This window comes from Paenibacillus sp. FSL R5-0623 (genome assembly GCF_037974265.1).
Taxonomy (GTDB): domain Bacteria; phylum Bacillota; class Bacilli; order Paenibacillales; family Paenibacillaceae; genus Paenibacillus.
This window is the reverse complement of record NZ_CP150233.1, coordinates 2,299,187-2,324,227: the sequence shown is the minus strand read 5'-3', so window position 1 is coordinate 2,324,227 and position 25,041 is coordinate 2,299,187. Positions and strand designations below refer to the sequence as shown.

At 46.0% G+C, this 25,041-nt stretch carries 20 protein-coding genes; 5 read left to right on the top strand and 15 right to left on the bottom strand.

All coding sequences use genetic code 11. The annotated features are described in order from the left end of the window. The first annotated feature begins 13 nt into the window (after window positions 1–13). Window positions 14–691 (top strand): tetratricopeptide repeat protein, encoded by a 678-nt coding sequence (locus tag MKY92_RS10670; protein WP_339300615.1) that lies wholly within the window; start codon window positions 14–16, stop codon window positions 689–691. Window positions 692–804: 113 nt separating this feature from the next. Here the strand turns inward: MKY92_RS10670 and MKY92_RS10665 are convergent, their stop codons facing one another. From MKY92_RS10665 to rpiA, 13 genes are all read right to left on the bottom strand, one after another. Further along, window positions 805–1,869 (bottom strand): phosphotransferase, encoded by a 1,065-nt coding sequence (locus MKY92_RS10665; protein WP_339300614.1) that lies wholly within the window; start codon window positions 1,867–1,869, stop codon window positions 805–807. A 91-nt stretch (window positions 1,870–1,960) separates the two neighbouring features. Continuing rightward, a complete protein-coding gene (locus tag MKY92_RS10660) occupies window positions 1,961–2,587 on the bottom strand; it encodes a GDSL-type esterase/lipase family protein (protein WP_339300612.1) in 627 nt (208 codons plus the stop codon). A 198-nt stretch (window positions 2,588–2,785) separates the two neighbouring features. Next, window positions 2,786–5,953: an MMPL family transporter gene (locus MKY92_RS10655; protein ID WP_339300610.1), complete on the bottom strand. Its 3,168-nt coding sequence runs from the start codon at window positions 5,951–5,953 to the stop codon at window positions 2,786–2,788. Further along, window positions 5,950–6,408, bottom strand: coding sequence for a MarR family transcriptional regulator (locus tag MKY92_RS10650; protein WP_221824248.1), 459 nt, complete (start codon window positions 6,406–6,408; stop codon window positions 5,950–5,952). The genes MKY92_RS10655 and MKY92_RS10650 overlap by 4 nt, the downstream gene beginning before the upstream one ends. Window positions 6,409–6,627: 219 nt before the next feature. Then, complete coding sequence (locus MKY92_RS10645) at window positions 6,628–7,065, bottom strand: GNAT family N-acetyltransferase (RefSeq protein WP_339300608.1); 438 nt, start codon at window positions 7,063–7,065, stop codon at window positions 6,628–6,630. 63 nt (window positions 7,066–7,128) lie between these two features. Further along, window positions 7,129–8,067, bottom strand: coding sequence for a BadF/BadG/BcrA/BcrD ATPase family protein (locus MKY92_RS10640; protein ID WP_339300607.1), 939 nt, complete (start codon window positions 8,065–8,067; stop codon window positions 7,129–7,131). 116 nt (window positions 8,068–8,183) lie between these two features. Beyond that, on the bottom strand, window positions 8,184–8,897 hold the full coding sequence (locus tag MKY92_RS10635; RefSeq protein WP_339300605.1) for a class I SAM-dependent methyltransferase: 714 nt from the start codon (window positions 8,895–8,897) through the stop codon (window positions 8,184–8,186). 132 nt (window positions 8,898–9,029) lie between these two features. Continuing rightward, complete coding sequence (locus tag MKY92_RS10630; protein ID WP_339300604.1) at window positions 9,030–10,010, bottom strand: alpha/beta hydrolase; 981 nt, start codon at window positions 10,008–10,010, stop codon at window positions 9,030–9,032. Window positions 10,011–10,046: 36 nt separating this feature from the next. Continuing rightward, window positions 10,047–11,756 (bottom strand): ATP-binding protein, encoded by a 1,710-nt coding sequence (locus tag MKY92_RS10625; RefSeq protein ID WP_339301757.1) that lies wholly within the window; start codon window positions 11,754–11,756, stop codon window positions 10,047–10,049. A gap of 15 nt (window positions 11,757–11,771) precedes the next feature. Continuing rightward, a complete protein-coding gene (locus tag MKY92_RS10620) occupies window positions 11,772–12,860 on the bottom strand; it encodes a cobalamin-dependent protein (RefSeq protein ID WP_339300603.1) in 1,089 nt (362 codons plus the stop codon). 285 nt (window positions 12,861–13,145) lie between these two features. After that, window positions 13,146–13,607 carry a MarR family transcriptional regulator gene (locus tag MKY92_RS10615; RefSeq protein WP_017689273.1) on the bottom strand — a complete coding sequence of 154 codons (462 nt, stop codon included), beginning with the start codon at window positions 13,605–13,607 and terminating at the stop codon, window positions 13,146–13,148. 15 nt (window positions 13,608–13,622) lie between these two features. Further along, the gene (locus MKY92_RS10610; RefSeq protein WP_339300602.1) at window positions 13,623–14,222 is read right to left on the bottom strand and encodes a GNAT family protein; all 600 of its coding nucleotides are present in this window, start codon (window positions 14,220–14,222) and stop codon (window positions 13,623–13,625) included. A 25-nt stretch (window positions 14,223–14,247) separates the two neighbouring features. Further along, complete coding sequence (rpiA, locus tag MKY92_RS10605; protein WP_339300601.1) at window positions 14,248–14,919, bottom strand: ribose-5-phosphate isomerase RpiA; 672 nt, start codon at window positions 14,917–14,919, stop codon at window positions 14,248–14,250. Between the two features lie 505 nt (window positions 14,920–15,424). Between rpiA and MKY92_RS10600 the strand changes: the two genes are divergently transcribed. Together MKY92_RS10600 and MKY92_RS10595 are read left to right on the top strand one after the other, a co-directional pair. After that, entirely contained in the window at window positions 15,425–17,167 is a 1,743-nt protein-coding gene (locus tag MKY92_RS10600) for a methyl-accepting chemotaxis protein (RefSeq protein WP_339301755.1), read from the top strand. A 46-nt stretch (window positions 17,168–17,213) separates the two neighbouring features. Next, window positions 17,214–20,921, top strand: a complete 3,708-nt coding sequence (locus MKY92_RS10595) for an amino acid adenylation domain-containing protein (protein WP_339300599.1) — start codon at window positions 17,214–17,216, stop codon at window positions 20,919–20,921. 86 nt (window positions 20,922–21,007) lie between these two features. Here the strand turns inward: MKY92_RS10595 and MKY92_RS10590 are convergent, their stop codons facing one another. Together MKY92_RS10590 and MKY92_RS10585 are read right to left on the bottom strand one after the other, a co-directional pair. After that, window positions 21,008–21,628, bottom strand: a complete 621-nt coding sequence (locus MKY92_RS10590) for a TraX family protein (RefSeq protein WP_339300597.1) — start codon at window positions 21,626–21,628, stop codon at window positions 21,008–21,010. An 85-nt stretch (window positions 21,629–21,713) separates the two neighbouring features. Beyond that, a complete protein-coding gene (locus MKY92_RS10585) occupies window positions 21,714–22,172 on the bottom strand; it encodes a GNAT family N-acetyltransferase (protein WP_339300595.1) in 459 nt (152 codons plus the stop codon). 242 nt (window positions 22,173–22,414) lie between these two features. On the opposite strand from MKY92_RS10585, the gene MKY92_RS10580 reads away from it, so the two are divergent. Together MKY92_RS10580 and MKY92_RS10575 are read left to right on the top strand one after the other, a co-directional pair. Then, entirely contained in the window at window positions 22,415–23,860 is a 1,446-nt protein-coding gene (locus MKY92_RS10580) for a spore germination protein (protein WP_339300594.1), read from the top strand. Continuing rightward, a complete protein-coding gene (locus MKY92_RS10575; RefSeq protein WP_339300592.1) occupies window positions 23,857–25,005 on the top strand; it encodes a Ger(x)C family spore germination protein in 1,149 nt (382 codons plus the stop codon). The genes MKY92_RS10580 and MKY92_RS10575 overlap by 4 nt, the downstream gene beginning before the upstream one ends. The last annotated feature ends 36 nt before the right edge of the window (window positions 25,006–25,041 follow it).

The window sequence follows — 25,041 nt, the reverse complement described above, 5'->3', positions numbered from 1 at the left end:
TGGAGTTGAACCTGTGCTTATTAAATTTCTTATCTTTGGACTTCTATGGCGGATTGTAGGTAATCCGTTCATTGCCATCCTCATTTTGCTCGTTATACTGTATTTCCTGGATCGTCGTTACGTTGGGGTGTTCCCAAGCTTCACGAAACCTATCAAACGTATGCGTAACATCTCCCGACTTCGGCAACAGCTTGCTATGAGCCCCAACGAAGTGTCATCCAAGTTGGAGCTGGCTCGCCTGCTGATTGAGCGCAAACGTTACAGTGAGGCACATGCGTTATTGCTTGAACTGGAGCGCCCATACGAACAATCGGCTGAGTACTGGGAGGCACTAGGGACGACTGAGCTTCACCTCGGTAACATCGAAAAAGGCGAACGTCATATATTACAAGCCCTAGAGATCAATCCCAGAGTCAAGTACGGACGCCCGTACCTAACCCTTGCTGGAGCCTTCAAAGATACGCGTGAGGACAAAGCGCTGGATTATGTGCATCAGTTTCAGGAGATTCATTCCTCTTCCAGTGAAGCTTATTATCTGCTCGGCTCGGTTCACCGTTCCCTCGGACGCAATGCAGACGCGAAGCAGGCATACGAGCAATCGTTGAACGTTTATCGTTCGTTGCCCAAATACAAAAAACGTCAGGAGCGCCGCTGGGCTGTCCGCAGTTGGTTCCGCAAACGTGGATTGTAATGTCATTCGCTATACGCTGTAATCTTCATATATCACTTTTCTAACGAATAAAGTGCACTGATCTCTGCCCTCGTATGAGCAGAAACAGTGCACTTTATTCTTAACAACGATATTTAATACACCAATATCTCACGCAGTCGTTCTTCATGAAGACGCATCCAGTCAATCCGCTGTTTGAGTTTCACAATCTGCTCCACAGCCACTTCCGGCTCATCTGTACCCTCGAACATCCGACTGATGAAATGCATGACCACATCCAGACTACGCAGTAAAATCAATCGAGGTATGGCCAGTAACTCTTCCGGTTTCAGGCTGACCTGTTCCCGAAATCCCCTGATCAGTCCCTCCTGTGCCTGCCACATCCAATCTTCACTCTTGTCCATGGTAAGGAGGTCAGACATCGGAACAGCCAGCTCCATTACCCGCAAATCCCATGTCGCAAATTCAAAATCCAAAATGGCACAGATTTCACCATCCAGCTGATGATCTACCAATACATTCGAGGCATTCACGTCCCCATGAACCAATTGATGCGGCAGATGTTCCATACCACGCAGAGCTTCAAAAAGATCTGGCAGCGCATCTCTCAGTTGCTTCAGCTCATTCGCACATGCGGACAATTGCTCGGGTGGTAATGTGCATAGCTGTAATAATCGTTCTGGTGAACAGAGTGGATACGCATCCTGAATTCGATAGTATGGTGGATATACAGGTTCAAGTCGCATATCCAGCGTAGCCAGAACAGAAGACAAGGCCCCCGCCGCTTTACCAAGCCCTATCAATTGATCTGGTGTAAGCCAGATGGGATTGACGCCTTCCCTATAATGAAACAGAGTCACGATTTTGGTATGACCTGTGAGGGTATCTTTTACAGGAAGGAATGTACCGCCCTCACCAGATAAGCGCCTTACAGGTGAAGGTGTATCAAGCTTAAAGTTCGAACGTTGGAGGGCTTCCAGCACCTCGTGTTCAAAGGTGATTTTCATCGGATCATTATGTGTTTCATATTGTCTCATGACGTAATTAGTCCCGTCTACCTGGAGCATGTAAGTAGAATTATTCATTCCACCCTTTCCACGCTCGCCTTTCCAATCCGATGTAAAGCCATATAAGGCCAACACTTCGGATATACGCTGCTGCTCTGAAGGATGGAGGGAACCGGAATCGATGTTTTGCACCAAAAATTAACCCCTTTATCTCACAAAATGGAACGGTCTTCTATTATCTTAAAGGAAGTCCATCGCTTGGTCTAGTTTTGTTCCAAAGTGATCAAGAGAATGGATAATATCCCGTCCGATTAAGCTGCTCTGCAATGACACGATATCCTCTTGCATTGGGATGTACTCTGTCCCAGAACAACAGTTCACGCTCACGACCTTCAAACCTGTCATATACCTGAGCACATGCATAGTTGCCCGATCCCGCTCCATTCAGAAACGAATTATATTGGCGCACCCAGTACGCAGCTTCCGTCGCTTGTGGATACGGGTTGTACAATCCGATGGATCGGATCATATACTCATGGTTGCCCTTTAACTGCCGAATGTGCCGCATGATCTGGGATACATTACTGCGGGTTTCTCCGAGCACCTGTGTCATTTTGCTGGCATTTGGAATGCCATTACTTGCTTTAAACGTACGAATCAGATCATTCCCGCCAATGGATAGGGTAATGATATCCGCTTCACGGAGCGATTGCCGTACACGGGGATGCGAAGAGATCATCTGCAACATTTCCCCCGACGTCAGTCCATTCACGCCCATATTTTCCATGGATACAAACGTACGAACATTCATTTCCGCCATTCGCCGATATAAAGGAACAAAGCCGGTGCCCAGCAACGCTCCTGTACCCACCGTTAATGAATCGCCTATAGCCACATATCGATATACCATCCCGTCGCCCCTCTCTGCTGTGATTTTTCTGAACAATAATGAACTGCTCTATATCTTATGATGAGTGGGATGACAAAGCGCGGGATGATGTCCTTAGGCATGCACCTTTCTTTTGCACAAGTTGCAGCTTTCCTGTAGAGGCAAAAAATAAAAAAGCCCTGCCACATAACGCGGCAGAGCCAGATTCATTGCAATGCATTACATGCCTATGGTCCGATCCGAATCAACGGAATCTGATTGTTCCTTGTTCGGGAACGGCCACCAGTTGGCCCGGCCAAACATCTTCACCATCACTGGGACGAAGAATGGCAGGAACAGCAGAGAGTACAAGATCAATCCGCTAAGAACTACTGTGGCAATCTGCATCATCGAGAGAACACCGGATGGATACATGGCAGCAAATGTACCGCTCAGAATGACCGCGGCAGATAGAATAACGGTTCCCATGTTCTTCATCGCGTACAACATGGCATCCTGTACTTTCATGCCTTTGTTCTCATTGAAACGGTCCATCAGGAAGATGCTATAATCCACACCGAGTGCAATCAGCATGACAAATCCGAAGAACGGAGTAACCCAGCTGATACCTGCGAATCCGAGGATATTAACAAAGATCACTTCGGTTAACGCCATCGATGTGAAATAAGCAAGTAATAAGGAAACGATCAGATACAGTGGCATAATGACTGAGCGGAGCAGCACAACCAGAATAATAAATGTGCCTGCCAGCATCAGCATTACAGTACGTGTATAATCGTTATTCGAGATCTCCTGCAGATCTGCAAACGTACTGGTAACTCCGCCTATGGCGATGTCTGCTTTTTCAAGCGTACTGCCTTGTACCGCGCGATGTACTGCCGCCTCAATGTCAGGAACACGATCAATGGCTTCTGTTCCGTATGGATTTTCGGCGAAAATAACATCAATTGTCATCGTTTTCCGATCTTCAGACAGATACGTATCAAATACCTGTGTGAAGTCTTTGCTGTTCAGTGCTTCTTCAGGAACGTACCAGCCTGCCAGATCGGAATCTGGTGAATTTTGCAATTGCGTCAGGTAGTCCTGCGCTGAATCCAGTCCCCCGGATACCTGTTTAATACCATCGACACTCTGATTCAAGCCATCTGTCAGTTGTGTCAGTTGACCACTCAGATCCGAGAAGCCTTGCTGAATTTTCTCCTGACCACCCTGAAGCTGGCCAAGTCCATCCTGAATGGAAGGAATTTCACTAATCACTTTGCCTTGACCATCTGCAGCCTGTTTGAGACCGGATTGCAACTGACCAATTCCTGTTACAATTTGACCCAGGCCATCGGCAAGCGCCTTTTGTCCGGCTGCTGCGGAGGCAAACCCTTCATTGGCCTGATTAATTCCAGCAGCGGCTTCTCCAAGCTTGGTCTGAATCTGCCCCAAACCTTGCGCAAGCTGCGCTGTACCAGAACCTGTTTCACCAATCGTACCTTTGATACGCTGGTAATCAGCATCTTGCTCCAATTCAGGATAACGCTCTTCAAGTGCTGTGAAGGATTCGGAGAGACTGGTTAGAGCTGATGAAACCCCGTTCAGCTGTTGTTCCAGTTCGCGGGTTCCATCCCCCAGTGCAGCGACCCCTGCTCCCGCCTGACGATAGGCTTCAAGCAACTGATTGTTCGCCTGCGCAAGTTGATCTGCACTTGTTTTGGCTTGCTGAAGTCCAGCTTTCAGATCCCCTGCACCTGCAGAACCATCTCGAATGCCTTTTTCAATCTGCCCAAGTCCCTGACTGAGCTGCGTGATACCCGTTTGCAACTGGGAGGTTCCTTTGGTAAGTTCACCTGCTCCATCAGCAGCTTCTTTTAACTGAGGTTCATTTTTACTTAGCTGACTGCTGGCTTCACTCAGGCCATCACGGATTTTATCCAGACCCGTCTTGCCTTCACCCAGCCCATCCGATAATGTTCCCACTTGCTGTGTAACTTCAAAATCTTTAATCTCATCCCCCGTAGGTCGTGTCATACTGCGGACACCAGAGACTCCGGCTACTTTCTCTACTTCCCGGCTAATTTTCTCGGCAACGGCCATATACTTTGCATTATCCATCTCTTCATCGTTCTGGATGACGATCTGACCCGGCAGTGATTCACCCGGACCGAAGCTGTCAGAGATAATGTTGAATGCTTTTACGGAATCATATTTCTCACCAATCTCATCGAGACTATTGAACGAAAGTTTGCCATCGTAGGTTGCCAGAAGAGGCAAACAGACAGCTGCAACGATGAGCAGCGCAGCCCATGGACGTTTCAGTGAAAAGCGTCCAGCTGCACCATAGATCTTGCTCTCCGCATGTTCAAGTGAACCCTTCGACGGCCAGAATAACCTCTTGCCCAGCACTGCCATAAAGAATGGTACGATGGTCACCAAGGCAAGCATCATCACAGCAATACCTACAGCTACGGCAACCGCAGAGCGGTACAACATAAACTGGGCAAATCCGATTGCAATGAATCCAACCAGCACAGCTAGTGCTGAGAAGAGTACCGTTTTACCGGCAGTACGATAGGTGGCAATGATGGCATCCCACGTATTCTCATGATGAGCCAGTTCTTCCTTGAACCGACTGATCAGCAGGATGCAGTAATCCGTACCAATCCCGAACATAACGGCGACCATGAAGATCTGTGTAAATGTGGATATCGGGAAGTCCAGCCCATCCACCAGGAATGCAACAATCTGTTGCGATACAATATAACTGATCCCCACCGTCAGCAGCGGGACAAACGGAGCTACAAACGAACGGAACACCAGGAACAGAATAAGTAAAATAAAGACAACGGTAATATATTCCGATTTCTTAAGCCCCTCTTGTGAACTTTCAATGGTGTCCTCATCAATCAGACCTTTACCGGTTATGTAGTGCTCCACATTGACGGACTTCAATGCTTCATTCAGGTCTTCCCGCATTTCCTTGACCGTACGATCTCCCTGATCAATGGATAGCGATGTTAGAATCGTTTTGCCATCAGCTGAGATCATCTTCTCTGACAATTCAGGCTGAGAGAAAGGTTCCAGAATGGACAGAATGCCCAGCTTCTCCTTGTCGGCCTCCAAGTTTTTAACGGCCTTCTCTGCCTCTTGTTTCCCCGCGGTACCCAGACCTTCCGGATTATAAAATACAAGAGCGATCTGGCTGCCTTGCTGCTCTCCCTTTTGTGCTGCAGCTTCATTCAAAATCGCTGCGGCTTGGGTGGAAGAATACCCTTCCGGAACCGAAAACTGTCCCTTTTCCCGAATCAGTTCACTCATGTTAGGGGCAGTAAACATCAACACGGCAGCTACAACAACCCATAGCCCCATTAACCACCATCTTGCTTTTAGTATCGCTCTCATTCGTTCTCCTGTCCTCCTTCATGCGTTAGCAAAGCTGCAAGCTTCTCAAAAGATTCAATGAAAATCCGAACCTCTTCCGGTTTAAAATGAACCAGATACGGCTCCAGAATCTGCTGTATTTCCTGTTCTGTTTCCCTGTATACCTGTCGTCCGGTATCCGTCAGTGTCAGATATACAACGCGGCGGTCGCGTTCATCCCCGGCTCTATGGACCAAATCGCGATCCACCAGCTTGTTGACCAAAGCAGTAATGCTGCTCTTGCCTATGCACAGAAGCTCTGCCAGATCAGAGGGGGTGCAGAAAGGTTTCTCTTCAATCAGACGAAGTGCGCAGAACTGATCGGTCGTTATGGTCTGCCCCACTTGTTCGCGTATCCGCGTATCAAACCGCTTATTGACCATAAAGGAAGCATCCAAATAGCGGTTCACCAAACTTTTTGCATCCGGTGTAGTCATTCTTCATTCTCCTTTCCCGAATCTATATAGTTCACTTAACGAACTATTCTTCTGTGAAACTATTCTATAATGAAACAATCTCACAAAGCAATACTTTTTTCCTGCTTTTTTGATGAAAACGACAAAAAAAACAGGACGTCCGACTCAGCTCATTGCCAAATCCAACATCCTGTAATGATTATATTCCATATATTCCCAAAGTAATAAAAGGCCTCTGTGCTACTCTTCGTCTGTATCTTCCTCTTTTTCGAGCACACAACGGAATCGCTCCACACCTGGGTATAATTCACCCAGACTATATACCACAAACCCCGTATTCCGATAAAACTCGACGGCTTCCAGCTCGGTCTCAGCAATCAGTCTATCGGGATTGTATGTTGCCAGCAGTTGTGAGATCATACCACGTCCATAATTTTTGAAGCGGTTTTCAGGCAAAACCGAGATATGATGAATGGTAACCTCACTTGTTCCTGTCTTCTCATATCCAATCAGACCGATCAATTGTCCCTCATCTTCGTAACCGCCCATTTGCAGTTCGTCTCTCTCTACATATTGTTGCAACGCACGGTTCAAGTGATCCGGATCAGGGAAGACCGAGTAGGACAACAGCTCCTGTACTTCCGGTTCCTGTATGCGTGATTTCAGATTAATTAACACCTTGATTCCTCCTATACCTTGCTTGTTTCCGTTATCGTATTGTAGTCGTTAGCCTCTAAAAGTTCAAGTCGTGTGCCGATTCAGCTCCGATTGAAGCACAGTTGAGATGTTATCCGATACGTTGATCTGCGCCAAATGGTAGGCATCCAGCAGTGCGCCCCCAACTGCCGGCAAGTTACTGGGTATGTATTGAATTCTTTTCCCTTCGCGCATATAGGCAGCATCCAGTCCTTTCTGAACAGCCTCCACCATATAGGGTGAATTCAGACAGCTTCCGGTAAGCGTCATGGACACTGTGGGCTGATCGAAACAGGATGCCAGCATGAGGATTCCCACAACAGCCGTATCGGCAGCCGAGTCGCACACCCTAACTGCAAGGGAAATATTCCGATCAGCAGCTTCAGTCACCATAGACGCCATCTGACCAAATTTCCGGTTGGTCGCCTGTTTATTTTCGGCAAAACCGGCTATCCCCAACGCAGCGAGCTCTCGAATTGAGGCAACATTCCAATACGTTAAAACCTGCTCAATCCATTCTTGATCCTGCAACTCATAACGTCCAGCCAGTATGGAATGAACCGTGTCGTAAGCCAGAAAACGTGCTGCTGTCGGCGCATAATGACCGAACTGATCATTGCGGAGCCAAGCACCCTGCTCGGTTCTACCAAGGATCAGAGATCCTGTTCCTCCAATAGCGACAATACCTGGCTCACCGTCGAAGGCCGCTGTATGGGCGATGTGCGTATCGTTTACCGCACTGATCCTGCCTGTAATCCCCGTACGAGCGAGTAATGCCTCCGCCCAAACTGTATCTTCAGGTCGATTCAGACCCGCCATTCCGGCCTGAATGGCAGCGATCTGATCTGATTGGAGTCCAGCCTGAGTTATGGCTTCAGCGATACCCTCCAGCACATTTTGCTCAGCATTGGTATCGTGATAACGGTTGCAACCATTCTTTTGCACATAGGATACAATCTTCCCGTTCTGATCTGCGACAGCCACACGCGTGTGGCTCCCTCATCCATCCATCCCTATTACATATGTATTCATCCTTAACGATCTCCCTTCAGACCACACATTAAGAGTGCCGGGTCCATGGTCAGGTCCCGGCAGAGAATTCATTGCTTTTGTACAGCGAAACGAAGCAGTTCACAACGAAATTGTGTCGGTTCATCATACTTTTCCTCTTCAATCGTCTGTGTAACATGTTCCTGAAGCAGAATATTCCAGCCTTTGTAGACATCCTCCAGCAATGCGATCGCTTCAACTGTCGACAAGTTCAGTTCAATTAATGGTTCAATCTCCTTGCCTGTATTGATTTCTTTTTCCTCCACACTGGTACTCATGGTAATACAATGAATACCACCTGTGCGAGTTCCGGCCTGTAACCGGTCTATCGCTTCCATGAAGGCTTGCTTATTGGAGACATGCTCCAGACAAGAACAAGCAGCGATATAATCAAAATAGTTTGGTTCCACAGCATAATGTTCAACATCTGCTTTCACTGCCTGCACGATATGATCAACCTGATATTCTTTCGCATACTTGCGAAGTCCGTCTACTGCCTCATCCAGCAAATCCACACCGATGACTTCACTGTTCGTTTTAGCAAGACGCTGTGCAATCGGTATCGTATGCCTTCCCACTCCGCATCCCAGATCGAGGACACGCAATTCCTCCTTGTGAGCAAGTAGACGTTCCAGCATATCCATCACCATAGGCATGGGCCTCGACATCCAGGTACCGGAGGCAAATAATTCATTATTCTGATAGAAGTTGGAGTGATAACCTGCCTCTGCTTTTCGCGCAGCCTCAAATTGTTCGTTTCCCATCAAGAAACCCCCATCGTTTAGAAAATGATTTGCATCTTCTACTTAATACCCCAGATTGTCACAAAAGAAAATCAATCAAAATCGGCGCCCCCCTTTAATCATGGGCATACCTATAAACACAAGGCCATCGCTTTACTTGGCCTCTGAACTTACAGGTACGAAGCACGAAGGTGACAGATTCTTCTTCATAAAGGATTCCAGTGCCACCTCATATCCAGTGCGATCGACTTGAAACGCTGTGCCATGGCCCGCACGGGGGACGGTCAGCAATTCCTTTTCGGTTGGGCAAGCTTCATACAACCTGTACACCATTTCCGTTGGTACAAACGTATCAGCCTCACCGTGGATGAATAACACGGGAACGTTAACTTTGGCAAGCTGCTTGAGAGCCGAAGCCTCTCTAAAGGAATACCCTGCTTTCCATCGGGAGATTAGACTTGTGACAGGTATAAACGGAAATGCAGGAAGCTTGTATAATTGCTTTAACTGGAACGTCAGTTCTTCTTCCACGGATGTATATGCACAATCAGAGACAATCGCTTTAACCTGAGTCGGCAGGGCTTCACCACCTGTCATCAGTACGGTTGCTCCTCCCATGGATATGCCGTGCAATAGGATTTCCCCTTGTGTACCCACTTTTTCAAGCACCCAGTTGGTCCACTGGGCATAATCCTTCCGATCTAACCAACCAAAACCGATGATATCACCTTCGCTCCGGCCATGACCCCGATCATCTGGCATGAGTACGTTATAACCGTGCTTTTCCGCATAAAACCGGGCAAAACCAGCCATTTCTCTGCCTCTCCCCGAATAACCATGTGCCAGAATAACCGTCTGATCCGACCCTTTATTGGAACCGAGCCATGTACCATACAGTTTTAATCCATCATGTGATTGAAGAGATATCTCTTCTGTAGTAGGCTGAGCATCCAGCCACTTCAGATCAGAAGCACTGCTAATGATTTCATTGTCCGGTTCAGGCATCAGATTCGGATTATCCACCAAAAATGTTTTTGGCGTACGGCGAATGGCCGTTTTGAAAAAATAAAGCCCACCTGTCCACAGAAGAGCAAGAACGATCAGTACCAGTGCTGCAAGTACGTAGAATAACATGAACGAGTCCTACCCTCTTTCCTCATTAAGATATGTTCAATCTTTACTTATTTGTTGCAGTGATGCACATGCTGCTTGATAGGCGGGTAACAAAGCATCCAGCAAAGGTTCTGCTTTCCGTGATTGACCTTCCTTCGCGAACTGCTCTATCCGGGCAAATAAAGTTGATAAATAACGAATCCCCAGACTCAGACTCCCTGATTTCAAATCATGGGCTACCTCGGTTGCAGCAACATGGTCGCCCGACACAATATGTCTACGCAGCACCTCAATCTTGCCGGGTGTTTCGGTACGATACATGTCCAACAATATACCGAGGAGTGTACGATCGCCATCGGTGTTTAATTCCGCAATCTCATGTACGATGCTCATATTTAGTACCTCGGTTGGTTCGGAGGATTGCTGCCACTTCTCGATCATCTTTCTCAGAATTTCCAGCGTGAAGGGTTTGCCAATAAAGTCATTCATCCCGGCCTCCATACACTTGTCTTTCTCTTCCTGCATCACATTACCTGTCATTGCAATAATGGGTGTGGTATGGCGCATTTCATCCATTTCTATCGAACGGATTTTGCGTGTTGCCTCCAAACCGTCCATCAATGGCATTATATAGTCCATGAGAATCAAACTGTATTTTTTGCTGAGAAAAGCAGCTATTGCCTCTTCCCCATTCACTACAGCGTCCACTTGGGTTATTCCCAGTTTCTTGAGCTGCAACATAACAAGCTGCCGGTTGATGACATTATCATCGGCCAGCAATACAGATACAGAAGGAGCTTCATCATCCATATTCTGCCCCTGATGCTCTTGAGTGGAAGCAACAGACGGGTTAGTGGACTGGTTACCGTCTTTCTTACCAAGTGTAAGTTCGAACCAAAATGTTGAGCCTTCACCCTCCTGACTGTCTACTCCAATCTGACCTTCCATCAGTGTTACGAGCGACCTGCAGATCGATAATCCAAGGCCCGTTCCTCCATATTCACTTGAGCGTCCTCGTTCAGTCTGCATGTAGGGTTGAAATAACTGGTGCTGATCTTCTTCCGGGATACCAATCCCCGTGTCTTCCACTTCAAAGCGGATCATTTGTGTAGTTTCATCATCTTTCATAAGGGTGACTCTTATCCGCACCGTACCTTCTGATGTGAATTTGTTCGCATTCTGAATTAGATTGATCAGTATCTGTGTAATCCTCGTTGAATCCCCTACAAGAAGAGTAGAGATTCTGGGGTCACAGTCTATCGATAACTGATTTCCGTTCTTTCTGACTTGGGGTTCGAGCAAACGGATAATATAGTTTATCGTCTCTTGCAGATCCACTTCTCCCAGTTCAAGTCGCATCTGACCCGCCTCAAGTTTGGACAGATCCAAAAGGTCCTGAATCAGCTTAAGCAGCAGTTTGGCAGCATCCTGTATAACGGAAACGGAATTCTCCTGTTCTTCAGACAAGGGGGACAACTTAAGCATCTCAGCCATCCCCAATATTCCATTTAATGGCGTGCGAAAATCATGACTGATGCCTGCAATAAATGCATTTTTTGAATCACCTGCATCTACTGCTTGCTGACGTGCAGCTTCAAGACTTTTATTGTTCTTCGCAAGCAGACGCTGGAGTGTCACCAGTTCATTATTCATATCCGAGAATTCCGAGAGTGTCCGTTCCTCTTGCTCTTTACTCCGGATCATCTGATCCGATAACTGCTCAATCGTTCTGCGTAGCCTCTGTATCTCTCCGCTCTCATTAGACATCACATCATCCCTCTCCTAATCCCTAACCATATCAAGATGATTACATGCAGCTGGCTGAGCCAGTAATTGTTCTGCAACCGCTACCGCTTCATCGGCTCCTGGAGCATAACCGTCAGCTCCTATCGTTTTCCACAACTCCTGATCAATATTGAAGGGATATCCCCCAACCATAATTTTCACATGTGCCGTTACCGGATGATGACGGATCAGATGAATCAAATCTTTGGCCAGATGAAGGTGATACGTCATCGTAACTGAAATCGCAACAACATCGCCCCGATGCCGCTCTATAGCCTCTATTACACTTCCATTGGGAACATTGGCTCCCAGATAGTGCGTATCCCAACCTTCCATCTCGAACACATCTGTGAGCATACGCAGTCCGATCTCATGTTGTTCACTGCCTACACAGGTAGCCACTAGTTTTTTATCCTGACCTGTATGAATCAACCAGCGAGAATAAAGACGTGATATGAATGACTGGGTCGCTGCCGTACAAAAGTGTTCTTGCCCCACACTGATACGATGGCATTGCCACAATCGTCCAATTTCATATTGGGTGGGCTGAAAGATATATCGATAAATATCACGAATCGTCACCCCAGCTTCTAACTGGGCTTCAATGATCTCGAAGGCTTCTTTCCGTTTATTCTCCAGCAAACACTGTAAGTACGATTGCGCGGCATCTCCATATGGCATGGATTCGTTGATGTAACCCGCCTGTGACTCCATGTGTGTTGCTCTATATATTCCCATCTCCAGATACTCAAGCAGAAGTGCCTTTGACGGATGGTCAAATTCTTCTTCCAATGTCTCTTTGATCAGATTGAGATTAATAATAAGATCTTCTGGTGATACCTTATAACCCTCAAGTAGAACTTTCAGCCAGGCAATATAATGAGTAAACAGACCTGGACTCTGTACGAGCGCACTTTCTGCCAAATAATTCAAGCTATACTCCGAATCCTGTTTGGTTCGCATTTTTCCATTCTCGCCAAATCGCTCAAGTAAATCAGGCTGTCTGAGATACTGTTTCTCCGTTATTTTATCAGCTAAGTTTGCAGATTCTTGGAGCAATCGTTCTCCTGCTTCTTGATGACTCATAGATGCCCCCCTCCTCATACCCGCATCACACTCAATCTTCATTCGTGGCTAATCCAGAATGAGATCAATGTTAGCTAACTTGCAATCGGGATAGGTTCTTCTACTTATTCCAATCCATCCATTCCGCTCTTAATTGTTCTGTTCCATTATACATGAACTTTCGATAATCATTTTTTACACACGATGGATGTATAGAACAATCTTCCTATATTATGGAGGGCCTTGCAAGTCAGTCAGCCAGTATATGCCTGTACTTTTCGAGTTCCACAAAAAAACTGACCTGCGTTATGAACGCAAGTCAGTTTTCCCTTCTGCAGCCAGTCCCAGCTTCTTCAACATCTTAATCGCATCCACTTTCTCAGAAGGATCAAGTCCTTCCAAAGCATCAATGATGACCTGATGATGTTGAGGAAATATCTGTGTGAACAATTCTCTTCCTTCCTCGGTTAACTCAGCGTAAATGACACGCCGATCTTCCTTGGATGGTCGACGAAACAGCAGATTTTTATTTTGCAACTTATCTACAACATACGTAATATTACCACTGGACATCAAGACCTTTTCACCAATCTTTTGCAATGCCTGCGGTCCCTTATGATATAACAAATCAAGCACACCAAATTCTGTCGTATTCAGTCCGTGACTCTGGATGTCCCGATTGGAACGTGAGGTCACAGAATTGTAGGCCCGAACAAGAACCACGAATAATTGTAAAGACAGTTCCCGGTTGTCCTCCGTGTTCAGCATTTCAATAATCCTCCATCAGTTGTTTACATTTCGGCTCGTATGGGGGGCCAGCTTCTGCTCCCACTCCTCACGGAGCATCCCCATACGAATTGAATCATAGTACTGCCCACGAACGATACGACACTTCCGCATTCGCCCCTCCACCTGAAATCCGGCTTTCACAGCCGCACGCATCATTCGTTCATTACCAGACCAAGTAGTCAATCCAACCCGAACCAAAGGCAGCTGTTCGAACAAATGACTTGACCACATGACAAGTGAACGTGTGCCAACCCCACGTCCCCACTGAACAGATCTGTATATTACAATCCCCATTTCCAGCCACATGGATAACTCATCTTCTATGTAATAGCTGATTGTACCCACAATTTGTCTGTCGGATTCAATGATACGGATTGATACGGGTTTGGAATCGCCTGGATCTACGTCCATACGTTTGAGCATACCTTGTTCAAAACTTTCATAACTTTCGTGTTTAAGTGGGTAATAGGGTGCATCCCATTGCTTCCATTCAGGTACGTCATCACTGTAGATCAATTCATAGAGTTCTTTCAGATCCTGTTTCTCCACACACCTGATTACAAGTTCACCATCAACGATTGGCAGTTCTTTCATACGATGAAAAGCACCCTCTTCCATATTAAGAACGATGAAGCTCTTCGATACTTCCGTCCGCATTGGCAAGAATGACTGTACTAGCCATATCCACAAATAGTCCGTTATCAACAACACCTGGTAACATATTCAATTGAACATTAAGATCCGCAGCGTGATCAATCGCCTCCAAGTGGCAATCTGCTATCAGGTTTCCGTTGTCTGTCAGATAACGTTGCTGTCCATCCATCCGCCACTGTGGATGACACCCCAATTTTTCGAGCGTCTGGAAGGTCCACTCAGAAGCAAATGGAACCACCTCAACTGGAAGCGGGAATTTCCCCAACTTTTGCACAGCTTTGCTGCCATCCGCCACAATAATCAATTTGTCACTATTGGCTGCCACGATTTTCTCACGCAAAAGAGCCCCGCCCCCCCCTTTAATCAGGTTAAATTCGGGATCTACTTCATCAGCGCCATCAATGGTCAGATCCAGACGCCCAATCTGGTCAAATGGGACGATGGGAATCCCCCATTCACGGGCAAGTTTGTCCGAAGCCTCTGAAGTGGCAACCGCTTGAATGTTCAATCCATCGCGTACCCGCTCACCGATTCGGCAGATGGCATAATAAGCTGTTGAACCTGTACCCAATCCAACCTTCATTCCATCCTCAACATATTCTGCCGCACGCTCTGCTGCTATCTGTTTAAGATTCATCTATAAACCCCCGCTGCTCATAATTTGAGAAATGCATATGTAGTTATTATAGATAAAACCGCTTCCGATGTATATCCGTGCCTTCTGTTGCATCTTTGCCAACATATTTTTGTTTGGTTGAAGGATGTATTTTTACCCACCATGTTATAGAATACAGAATGAAGCTAAAAAATGGGAAATTTTAAAATAAACAGTTCTAAATACCTATAAACCATCTGATATGTCCATAAATACGTAAAATATTAAAAAAATTTTAACGATACTATTCAATTTAACGACATTTTATACGACATATTAATTATAGATGTGTTTTAATAATTAGACACCTATGGTTCATACGGTACATAAGTCTCTACGAAAGCGACTGATAAACCAAGACCATGGTCGCATAAATTTCCTTTGGAGGGGATCAAGGAATGATCTAGTTCACTGTACCAAAGCTAACGTTTCTTAATTTAAAGAAGATCAGGAGTGGAATTTAGTGAAATCATTAAGTTGGAAAAGCATGTCGTTTTTCTCCAAAAATTTGTTACTCTCATTTACTAATATCGTTATCATCGGGGTAGCACTTATCGCAAGCAGTTACTATTTTCAAAAAACAGTTCTTGTTGATCAACTGCATGGACAGGTGGAGCAAATTACCAAGAAGTGGGCTGAAGATATCAATCCTGCCGAGGTACAAGCTGCTATTACGGAAGGTAGCTATGATGGAGCAACACAAACGAAATTACGAGCGTATTTCGATGAAATGCAAGAATATTATCCTAACATTGCACAAGCCTACATCTTCGGTGTTGAGCTCGGTGGCGATAACAAGAGATTAACTTCCCTTGTAGCGATGCCGACCAACCTAAGAGAGGCTTTTCAAAGTGAGAACGTAAATATTGGTGACATGTATGAGCAGCCAGTCGTTGTAGCCAATGCACTGAAAGAAATGCTTAATACAGATCGCCCAACATTCACAACATTTTATTCTGATGATTTCGGTACATGGACAACCATTGCATATCCTATCAAAGACAGCAACGGTAAGATTTTCTCATATTTTGCCGTTGATGCAGATGCATCAGCCGTACCCGCGGGACTGAACTCCTTGCTCAAAAACGGAATTATCATCCTTGTGGCCTTCTTGCTGTTATTCCTGATTATCCAATACCTTGTCGTTAAAAACACACTTTCCCCTATCCGTCACTTGATCAAAGGAATTGATGACGTTAGTCGGGGTAATTTGAATGTCAACATTCCGACAGGCAAAGACGATCTGGGACTCGTTAACGAGAAGTTCAACACCATGGTTCGCAAAATCAACGATACGATCGTAAAAGTGCAAATCACATCACAAGAAGTAAATCAGTCTGCCAAAGAGCTATATGAAGTTTCCGAGCGCAACAGTGAGAATGCAGATTCTATTAATAATAATGTGACTCAAATTACTTCCAACATTCGTTCACAGGAACAGGCAACCCGGGATAGTGCACGTGCCATGTCCGAGATGGCTACCGTAATCCAGACGATTGCCAGCAGCTCGGCAAGTGTAGCGGATGAAGCCTATGAGATGGAACGTCGTTCACAACAAGGTAACAGCGTTGTCCGTCAGGTATCTGAACAGATGAATCTGATTACGGAATCGGTTAAGAATACCGCTTCTGCCATTGAGGTTCTGGAGAGTCGTTCACAGGAAATCGGCGATATTCTCAATATCATCTCGGGAATCTCCAGCCAGACCAACTTGCTTGCTCTTAATGCATCCATTGAAGCAGCTCGTGTTGGTGAAGAAGGAAGAGGATTTGCAGTTGTTGCAGGTGAAGTACGCAAACTTGCCGAGCAGTCTGAACAAGCAACCAGCCAGGTTGGCGTATTGATCCAAGAGATTCAAGCTGGAATTAAACAAGCTGTACGTGCTATGGAACAAGGTACTTCAGAAGTAGATACAGGGCTCAGCGTAGCCGATCAAACAGGACAACTGTTCGAAGATATTTTAGAAGCAGCGAAAAAGGTATCTAATCAGATTCAGGAAGTATCAAGCGCGACGGAAGAAATCTCTGCGAGTACGGAGGAAATGACCGCTACAGCAGACGACTTGTCTTCAAGCGTAAGTAAGACAGCAAACAGCAGTGAACAGATTTCCTCATCTGTTGATGAGCAAAAAGCATCTTTGATTACACTGGTAGACTCCTCCACACGTCTTAACAGCATGTCTGAGGAACTCCAAGAATTGATCTCTCATTTCAATGTAAGCAAACAATAATTCAAATCCACAAACATTCGGTTTGAACCAAGGAGGAATAACTGAAGTGATTGAAAACCAAGCATCTTCTTCCCATTCCACGGAATCTAGCTTGCCAGTTCTGCAGATTCCACTGGATTTTGGGCGACGTCAACAATCATTCTCTTATCAGTCTGCTCAAATCACATTACATGCTTCTCTGAGCCGTGAACTTAAACAGAAGTATGGAGAACAGATGGTGTACCCGGTACTCCTCTCAGCTTATGCAGCCTTGTTATTCCGATTGTCAGCTGAACAGGAACTTGCCATAGGTATACTTTCCCCAGATCAGGCAGCTTCCTATCTTTCATTGCAGATTCAGGGAAAATTGACCTTCAGCCAACTATGTCATGAGGTGTCAGAGCAGCTCAAGATTGAATACACGTTGCAAAACGGTGGATACCCTGAAACGTTTTTTATGCTGAATAGTGTGCAGTTGCCTCAAGCTCCTCAAATATTAAACTGGAACGTTCGAGATGATCAGAACATGCTCATTCTCGATCTGTTCTATGATAGTTCACTGTTGAAAGAGTCTACCGTGCTGAGATATGCAGAATATTACCAGACTCTTCTACTCGCCCTAGTGCGTGACGGTGAAAAAGCAATCGGTACGGTAGATATTCTTTCCGCCTCAGATCGATTGCTTTACCGTGAAATGAACGATACTTCTGTTCTCGAACCAGAGAACCAAACGGTTCATGGCTGGTTCGAAGCAACGGCAGCGGCATATCCGGATTCACCGGCGATAACATCGCCATCCAAAAGTTATACGTACAGGGAATTGAATGAACGAGCTAATCAGGTTGCACGTGTTCTGTTATCCAATGGATTGCAGAAAGGTGAATTCGTCAGTATCTTTATGGATCGAAGTCTGGAGACCATCATCTCTCTGCTTGGTATTCTGAAAGCAGGTGGTGCATATGTTCCGATCGACCCTGAGCATCCACAAGAACGTAACAGTTATATCGTGGAAGATACGGCGTCCTCATTCGTGCTGACAACGGAGGCTTCTTATGCCCAAGCTTCCAGCTTGTTCTCCAGTATAGCTACGGTCCGTCAGATTCTCGCTGTGGATGGTCGTTTAGCCGGATTTGCAGCAAGTAATCCCAATCTAGATATTCACCCAGATGATCTTGCGTATATTATCTATACGTCAGGGTCGACCGGTAAACCCAAAGGTGCACTGATTGCCCACCGGGGTGTAACCAATCTTGGCAGTGTGGTTCAGCGTGATTGTGACATTCAACCAGGTGATGTATTAACCCAGTTTGCTACATACAGCTTTGATGCATCCGTGTGGGATACCATTGGCGCCTTGTTCTATGGAGCAGAATTATATCTGTTGTCTGCGGAAGAACGTGTATCCGTTGAAGAGTTCGCAAGTGCAATTGAACGGACAGGAACAACCATCATTACGATACTGCCTACGATTTTCTTCAATCAGCTTGCTTCCTACTTATCCGATGAAGGTTTCCACAAGCTGGCCAAAGTCAAAATCATTACTGTAGCCGGAGAAGCGTTATATGGTGAACAAGTTCGTGCCTTCCAGCGTAAATTTGGAAACCAGATTGATATTGTTAATGTGTACGGACCTACCGAATGTACAGTAGCCACAACTACTCACCGCATCAGTGAGCAGGTTCCCGAACATGTGGTGAACATCCCTATCGGTAAACCGATTCATAACTACAAAGTATACATTGTAAATGAAGAACAACAGCTCTGTCCCGCAGGTGTACCTGGTGAGGTATATATTTCTACCCCTGCACTGGCCAAAGGTTATCTGAATCAGCCAGAACGTACAGAGCAAGCATTCATTGAGAACCCGTTTGCGATAGGTGAGAAAATCTACAAATCTGGCGATATTGCCAAATTGCTGGATTCCGGGTTGCTTGAATATGTTGGTCGCAGTGACTCACAGCTAAAAATTCGCGGTCACCGGATTGAGATTGGGGAGATTGAAGATCACTTTGCACGGCTTGATCAGATCCAGAACGTTGCCGTCATTCCGAAGAAAGAATCCGACGGACAAAATATGCTGGTTGGTTACTTTACATCGAAAGATGGCAGTACCCTCTCTGTTTCGGACATCAAGGCAGAACTGACGGAGAAACTTCCTTCTTATTTTGTACCGAAGTGGATCTGTCAGCTGGATGAAATGCCGATTGCACCGACTGGGAAAATCAATCGCAAAGCGATGGTATCCCTGCCTCATGTGGAACGACATGAAGATCGTCCTGACCGGGTCATGCCTGAGACGGAGACGGAATCCATCATCCTGGACGCATGGAAAGAAATCCTTCAGCATGATGACTTCGGTGTCGAAGACAGCTTCTTCAATATCGGTGGGGATTCACTCCGAGTCATTCATGTACTGGTCATTCTGAAGCCACATTATCCGCAACTGAAAATTGCCGACTTCTTTGCCGAGAAAACAGTCCGCGCTCTCGCTCGTCGTGTGGAAGTATTGTCCCTCAGTGCAGGAGAAGTTACGGATTCAGTGGTGACCGATGGTATGATTACACAATTATCCGAACACCCTGTGGAGCTAACATCCCAGTTGGGGTATCCGCTCATTCGTGAACCTGAGCATGTGTTACTGACCGGAGCAACTGGTTATCTGGGCTCTCATGTGCTGCAACAGTTAATTCTGAATTCCAGTACACGAATCTACACCCTTGTTCGTCGACCATCCAATGGAATAACTGCAATGGAACGTTTGACTAACGTACTGGAAGGTTATTTTGGCAAACAACTGACTGACCAGCTCTCCACTCGTGTGGAGATTATTGAAGGGGATCTCGAACAACCTAATCTCGGTCTGTCCGCTGAACAAACGGCTTATGTACAGGATCGAATTGACCGTGTTATCCACTGCGCTGCAGACGTACGTCATTTCGGAGATGCCGATCAGTTCGCCAAAACAAACGTGGAAGGAACGGTCGCATTGTTAGACTTGATTCGCAGCAAACCAGGTGCTTCCTTCCACCATGTATCCACGATGGGTATTCCGGAAGATCTGGCACTCAGCGGACAATGGGAATCTTCCCTGCAATATGATCGGTTCCCGGCTGACTTGCATGTGGACAACCTGTATTCGGACAGCAAGCTTGAAGCCGAGAAAGTGCTCATGATTGCCGCTGAGCAAGGAGTACCTGTCAGCATCTATCGTGCAGGTAACCTCACTTGCCACTCTGAGACTGGACGCTTCCAGTCCAATATTGACAGCAACGCCTTCTATCGTATGATCAAAGCGATGTTATTGCTCGGCAAGGCTCCTGCGGCAGACTGGATGGTTGATTTCACACCGATTAACTATGCAAGTGAAGCGATCGTTCATCTGGCCTTACGTCAGGATACCGCCGGTCGTGTATTCCACATCTGTAATCCGGAGCCTATCCGCTATGATGAGCTGATCCGTTCTGTGAATCGGGCTGGTTACGAAGTCGAGACGCTACCATTCGCGGATTACACACGCTGGTTGTTCGACTCGAGCATCAGCAAGGAGCCGGAAGCTCTTCAGTTGGCTATTGCACAGCTTGAAGGCGACGGTGCGAAGGATTCAGCATATGTCTATGCTTGCCCTGTCACAACGGCTTATGTGGAGCCTGCCGGAATCTCATGTGCGAGAACAGATGATCGCTTCATCTCCGCCATGTTGGACTACGCCGTTCAGATTGGATATTTCCCGTCTGCAATCCGCCACCATAACGGCACTTCTACAGCAATGGAGTAAGTTCACACTATCACGAAGAGAAGCCATCTATCGTCACTCACTGACGATAAGATGGCTTCTTTACTTCGCATTTTTGGATCATTCTTTTAGACCCATCGGATAATTGCAATAATGGCGAGATGCGCAGGATAGAAATAGCGCCACACCCAACGTGGCCCCTTCATACGGAATCCCGCTTGGTAATACTGAGCAATAGCAATGCCGGCGGTTGCGAGCACACTATACATTTGCACAGAGCTGTTATGCAGCAGAAGATATAGTGCATTTAACAAGACATGTGCCACGACAAGTACAGGACCCTGGAAATAACGGAATAACAGGACCAATACCAACCCGTACATCCCGTAATCCATTTGGCTAATTTCCATGAACCAACCTGCTCCAATTACAATCGGAATACCCAGTAGGCGGGATGGCAATTTATCGATAACGAATAATACCAAAAGGGCTGACCATAATGTCCATACCACGTTCAGAGAATAATGATTAAACGCAGCCATGAACGGCACCTGTGATATGATCGCGAGCCAGAACAGCCGCCATATGTATTTTTGCACGTCTCGTGTATGTTTATACCCAATATACACTGCAAATGCATAGATTGGAAAAGCGATACGACCTATGATCCTCAACTCTATAATATGCGGAAAAAAGACAGCTCCTATATGATCAATTAACATCGTGATCATGGCAATCCACTGCATCATGTTGCGACTCCCCCTTGTTCCCGACGACACGAGTCTGCCATTCATCTATATAGTGCTTATATATTGCGCCTTTTGGAGCATCCCTTTATACATTAAGTTCATAATACATGAATTTGGTATCCTGTGCATATTCTTCGGATTCATATAAAGCTTGGGCTTGCCTGTTACTTAACTCAGTTGAGAGTGATATACGAAGAACTCCACGCTCAAATGCCAATTGCTTGGCTACTTGCAAGAGCTTCCTCGCAATGCCTTGCTGACGATAATTCGGATGCACATATAGATCATTTAGCACCCAGACAGGCCCCATCGATACCGAACTGAAACTGGGATATAACTGAACGAATCCAGTACAAATTAAGCCATCCGAGAGTGGCTTTTCTGCTACCAAAATCACCGATTCATGGCGTTCCATTCGTTCTCTAATATACTGACGTGCTGCCTCAATGTCAGCATTTTGGTTGTAGAACATCCTGTACTCATTGAACAATTGTCCCACTTCGTTACAATCTGAAAGACCCGCTTGTCTGATTCGATGCTGCATTTCACTCAACTCCTCTGGGATGGAGACCATCGTCTCATCGTTTGTATTTCTTCAATTGTAAAACAGTCCCCTCCCTTTCCCCATTCATCATCTGTATCAAAGTTTGTAGTATCCAGGAACTTTTCTCTAGAGATACCGAACATTCATCGTTCGGAGTATATTTCAGTCGAAGCGTTGCACACTATAGTATCGCTCAGCGGACAGGGAACTGAACCATTCATTGATTTAGGAGGAAGGGATCTATGAAAGAAAGCATTCTGATACAGGTGCAATCACGTCTAATCGGCGTGGCAGATATGATCTATCAACCCCTTCAGATCGGGCCGCTCCATTGCACTTTGCTCTATATTCAATCCATTGTTGATACACAGATCATGCGCGAAGCTATTGTGAAGCCCCTGCTCGAGGAGGCTGCACGGAACGAGGTCGGTCCCGATTTCATTACGCAAGTCGTGAGCGGAACCTTTTTTTCTCTTGAAAACGAGCACAGGGATTCAGCGGAAACGGTGGTAGATGATATCGTAACCGGTAACGCAGCACTCTATATCGAAGGCATGTCTGGCATGATCATTTTTTCAATTCAAAATTATCAGAAGCGCTCCGTACCTGAATCAACAAATGAAGTCGTCGTCGTTGGCCCCCAGGAAGCATTTATCGAAGATATTAATGTAAATATGTCTCTGCTGCGACACAAAATCAAACATCCCGATTTTAAAATGATCAAATTTACCATCGGCAAATATACCAAAACCGAAGTTTTTGTTATTTACATTCAAGGATTATGCAAACCTGAGATTTTGGAAAATGTATTAACCAGTCTGGGTGAGATTGATATGGACAGCAGTCTTGGGGTCAGCTATCTATCAGAGTTTCTGGAAGACCATCCGCTTTCTCCATTTCCACAGTATCAATATACCGAAAGACCAGATACCGTTGCAGCTGCTCTCGTAGAAGGACGAATCGGGGTCATGCAGGATGGAACACCCTTCTCCCTGCTTATTCCAGTCACATTTTTCTCTTTGATGCAGTCGTCCGAGGACTATTATCAGCGGTTCCATTCGGCTTCATTTATCCGGATTATCCGTTTGCTGTTTGCCGTCATTGCTCTCCTGCTGCCCTCCGTATATGTAGCAGTTACTACATTTCATCCCGAGATCATTCCAACCAATCTGCTCATTACAATTGCCTCCGCGAGAGAGAACATTCCTTTTCCGGCATTAATTGAAGCCTTCATCATGGAGATTACCTTCGAAGGATTACGTGAAGCGGGAATACGTATTCCCAAGCCGCTTGGACAGACGGTTTCTATTATTGGCGGTATAGTCATTGGACAAGCCGCTGTACAGGCAGGTATTGTCTCTGCTCCATTGGTTATTGTGGTGTCCATTACAGGCATTGCAGCCTTTATTATTCCGCATTTCGAGTTAGGTCTGGCCTTCCGACTGCTCCGCTTTCCTGTTCTGTTGATGGGAGGAACACTGGGCTTATTCGGTGTAGTCATTTCTATCTATCTGTTGTACTGGTATATGGTCAGCATGCGTTCATTTGGTGTTCCGTACATGCAGCCTTTTGCCCCACTCGTCCTGCGTGATTTTAAGGATACGTTTATTCGGGTACCTTGGTTCTTGATGAAAAAACGAACTAAAGCCTATGCGACCGATAATGAAAGGAGGCAGGATACATCATGATATTTCGAAAGTCTCGCCTTCCACTTATGGTCGTCATTATTTGTTGTCTGTTATGTACCGGATGCTGGTCGAAAGTCGAGATTAATGAGCGCACCTTTATTACGGCCATGTACGTGGACAAAGCAGATACCCCTGGAGAGATCGAGGTCACCCTCAGCATGCCGCTCCCCAATCGTCTTTCTCCAGAAGGTGGTGGTACAGGCAAAGATCCATATGCAGCGGTTTCGGCAACTGCACCGACAATTGCCGATGCGATAGAGCGTATCCAGACAGACTTGACACGTAAAATATCTTGGGGACATACGCGAGTGATTGTCTTTGGCCAAGCTTATGCACGTGAGGGGATTGAAGACACGATGGAATGGATTGCACGTCAGCCCCTTTTCCACCTGAGCAGCTACGTAATGGTTGCGAATGGCAAAGCCAAGGACGTTTCTGATCTGACTCCGGTATTCGAAGAAACGCCAAGTGACGTGCTTCGGGAATTCTCCACCGAGGAAAACCTATTAAAAACCCAGGTGTTAAGCATATTTACATCCGATAAAATGAATCAGGGATTTGCCTCATCGATGTTAGGCAGCAAACAAACCAACATGGTCAGCGAAGAGGGAGAATCCAAAAAGTGGGTCAGTCAAATCGGTGGCTCCATATTCAGTCAGATGCGGATGGTTGGAACACTCTCGGCGGATGAAGCACGCGCTGTTGCCTGGGCAGGACAAAACCTGGATTCGATGACCATTTCGGTTAGAACCAAAAAACAAAAAGCAAGCATGAAGTTATACCGCATGCATTCGGATATACATGTAAAGCTCCAGAATGGTGAACCACATTTTGTAATCAATTTGTCGGGCAAAGCGGAGTTGAATTCGGTCATTCCTGTATTAAAGGCCGAAGATATTGTTGGGATTAAGGACATTGAACAAGCTGCTAATGAAAAAGTGAGTGCTCATCTTACTCAGGCCATTCAAACCGCGAAACACCAAGGCTCCGACATACTCATGCTTGGATATCGGCTCGAATGGAGATATCCGAAGGTATGGAAGAAGCTGCGGCCTACATGGATCAACTATGTAAAGAATGATCTTCAGTTTTCTGTCAACACAAATATCAACATTCAATTTGTTGGCTCGGAGTCAAGCTTCTAGCTTGCACGGGAATGGCTTTTTAAGGAGGTTACATAC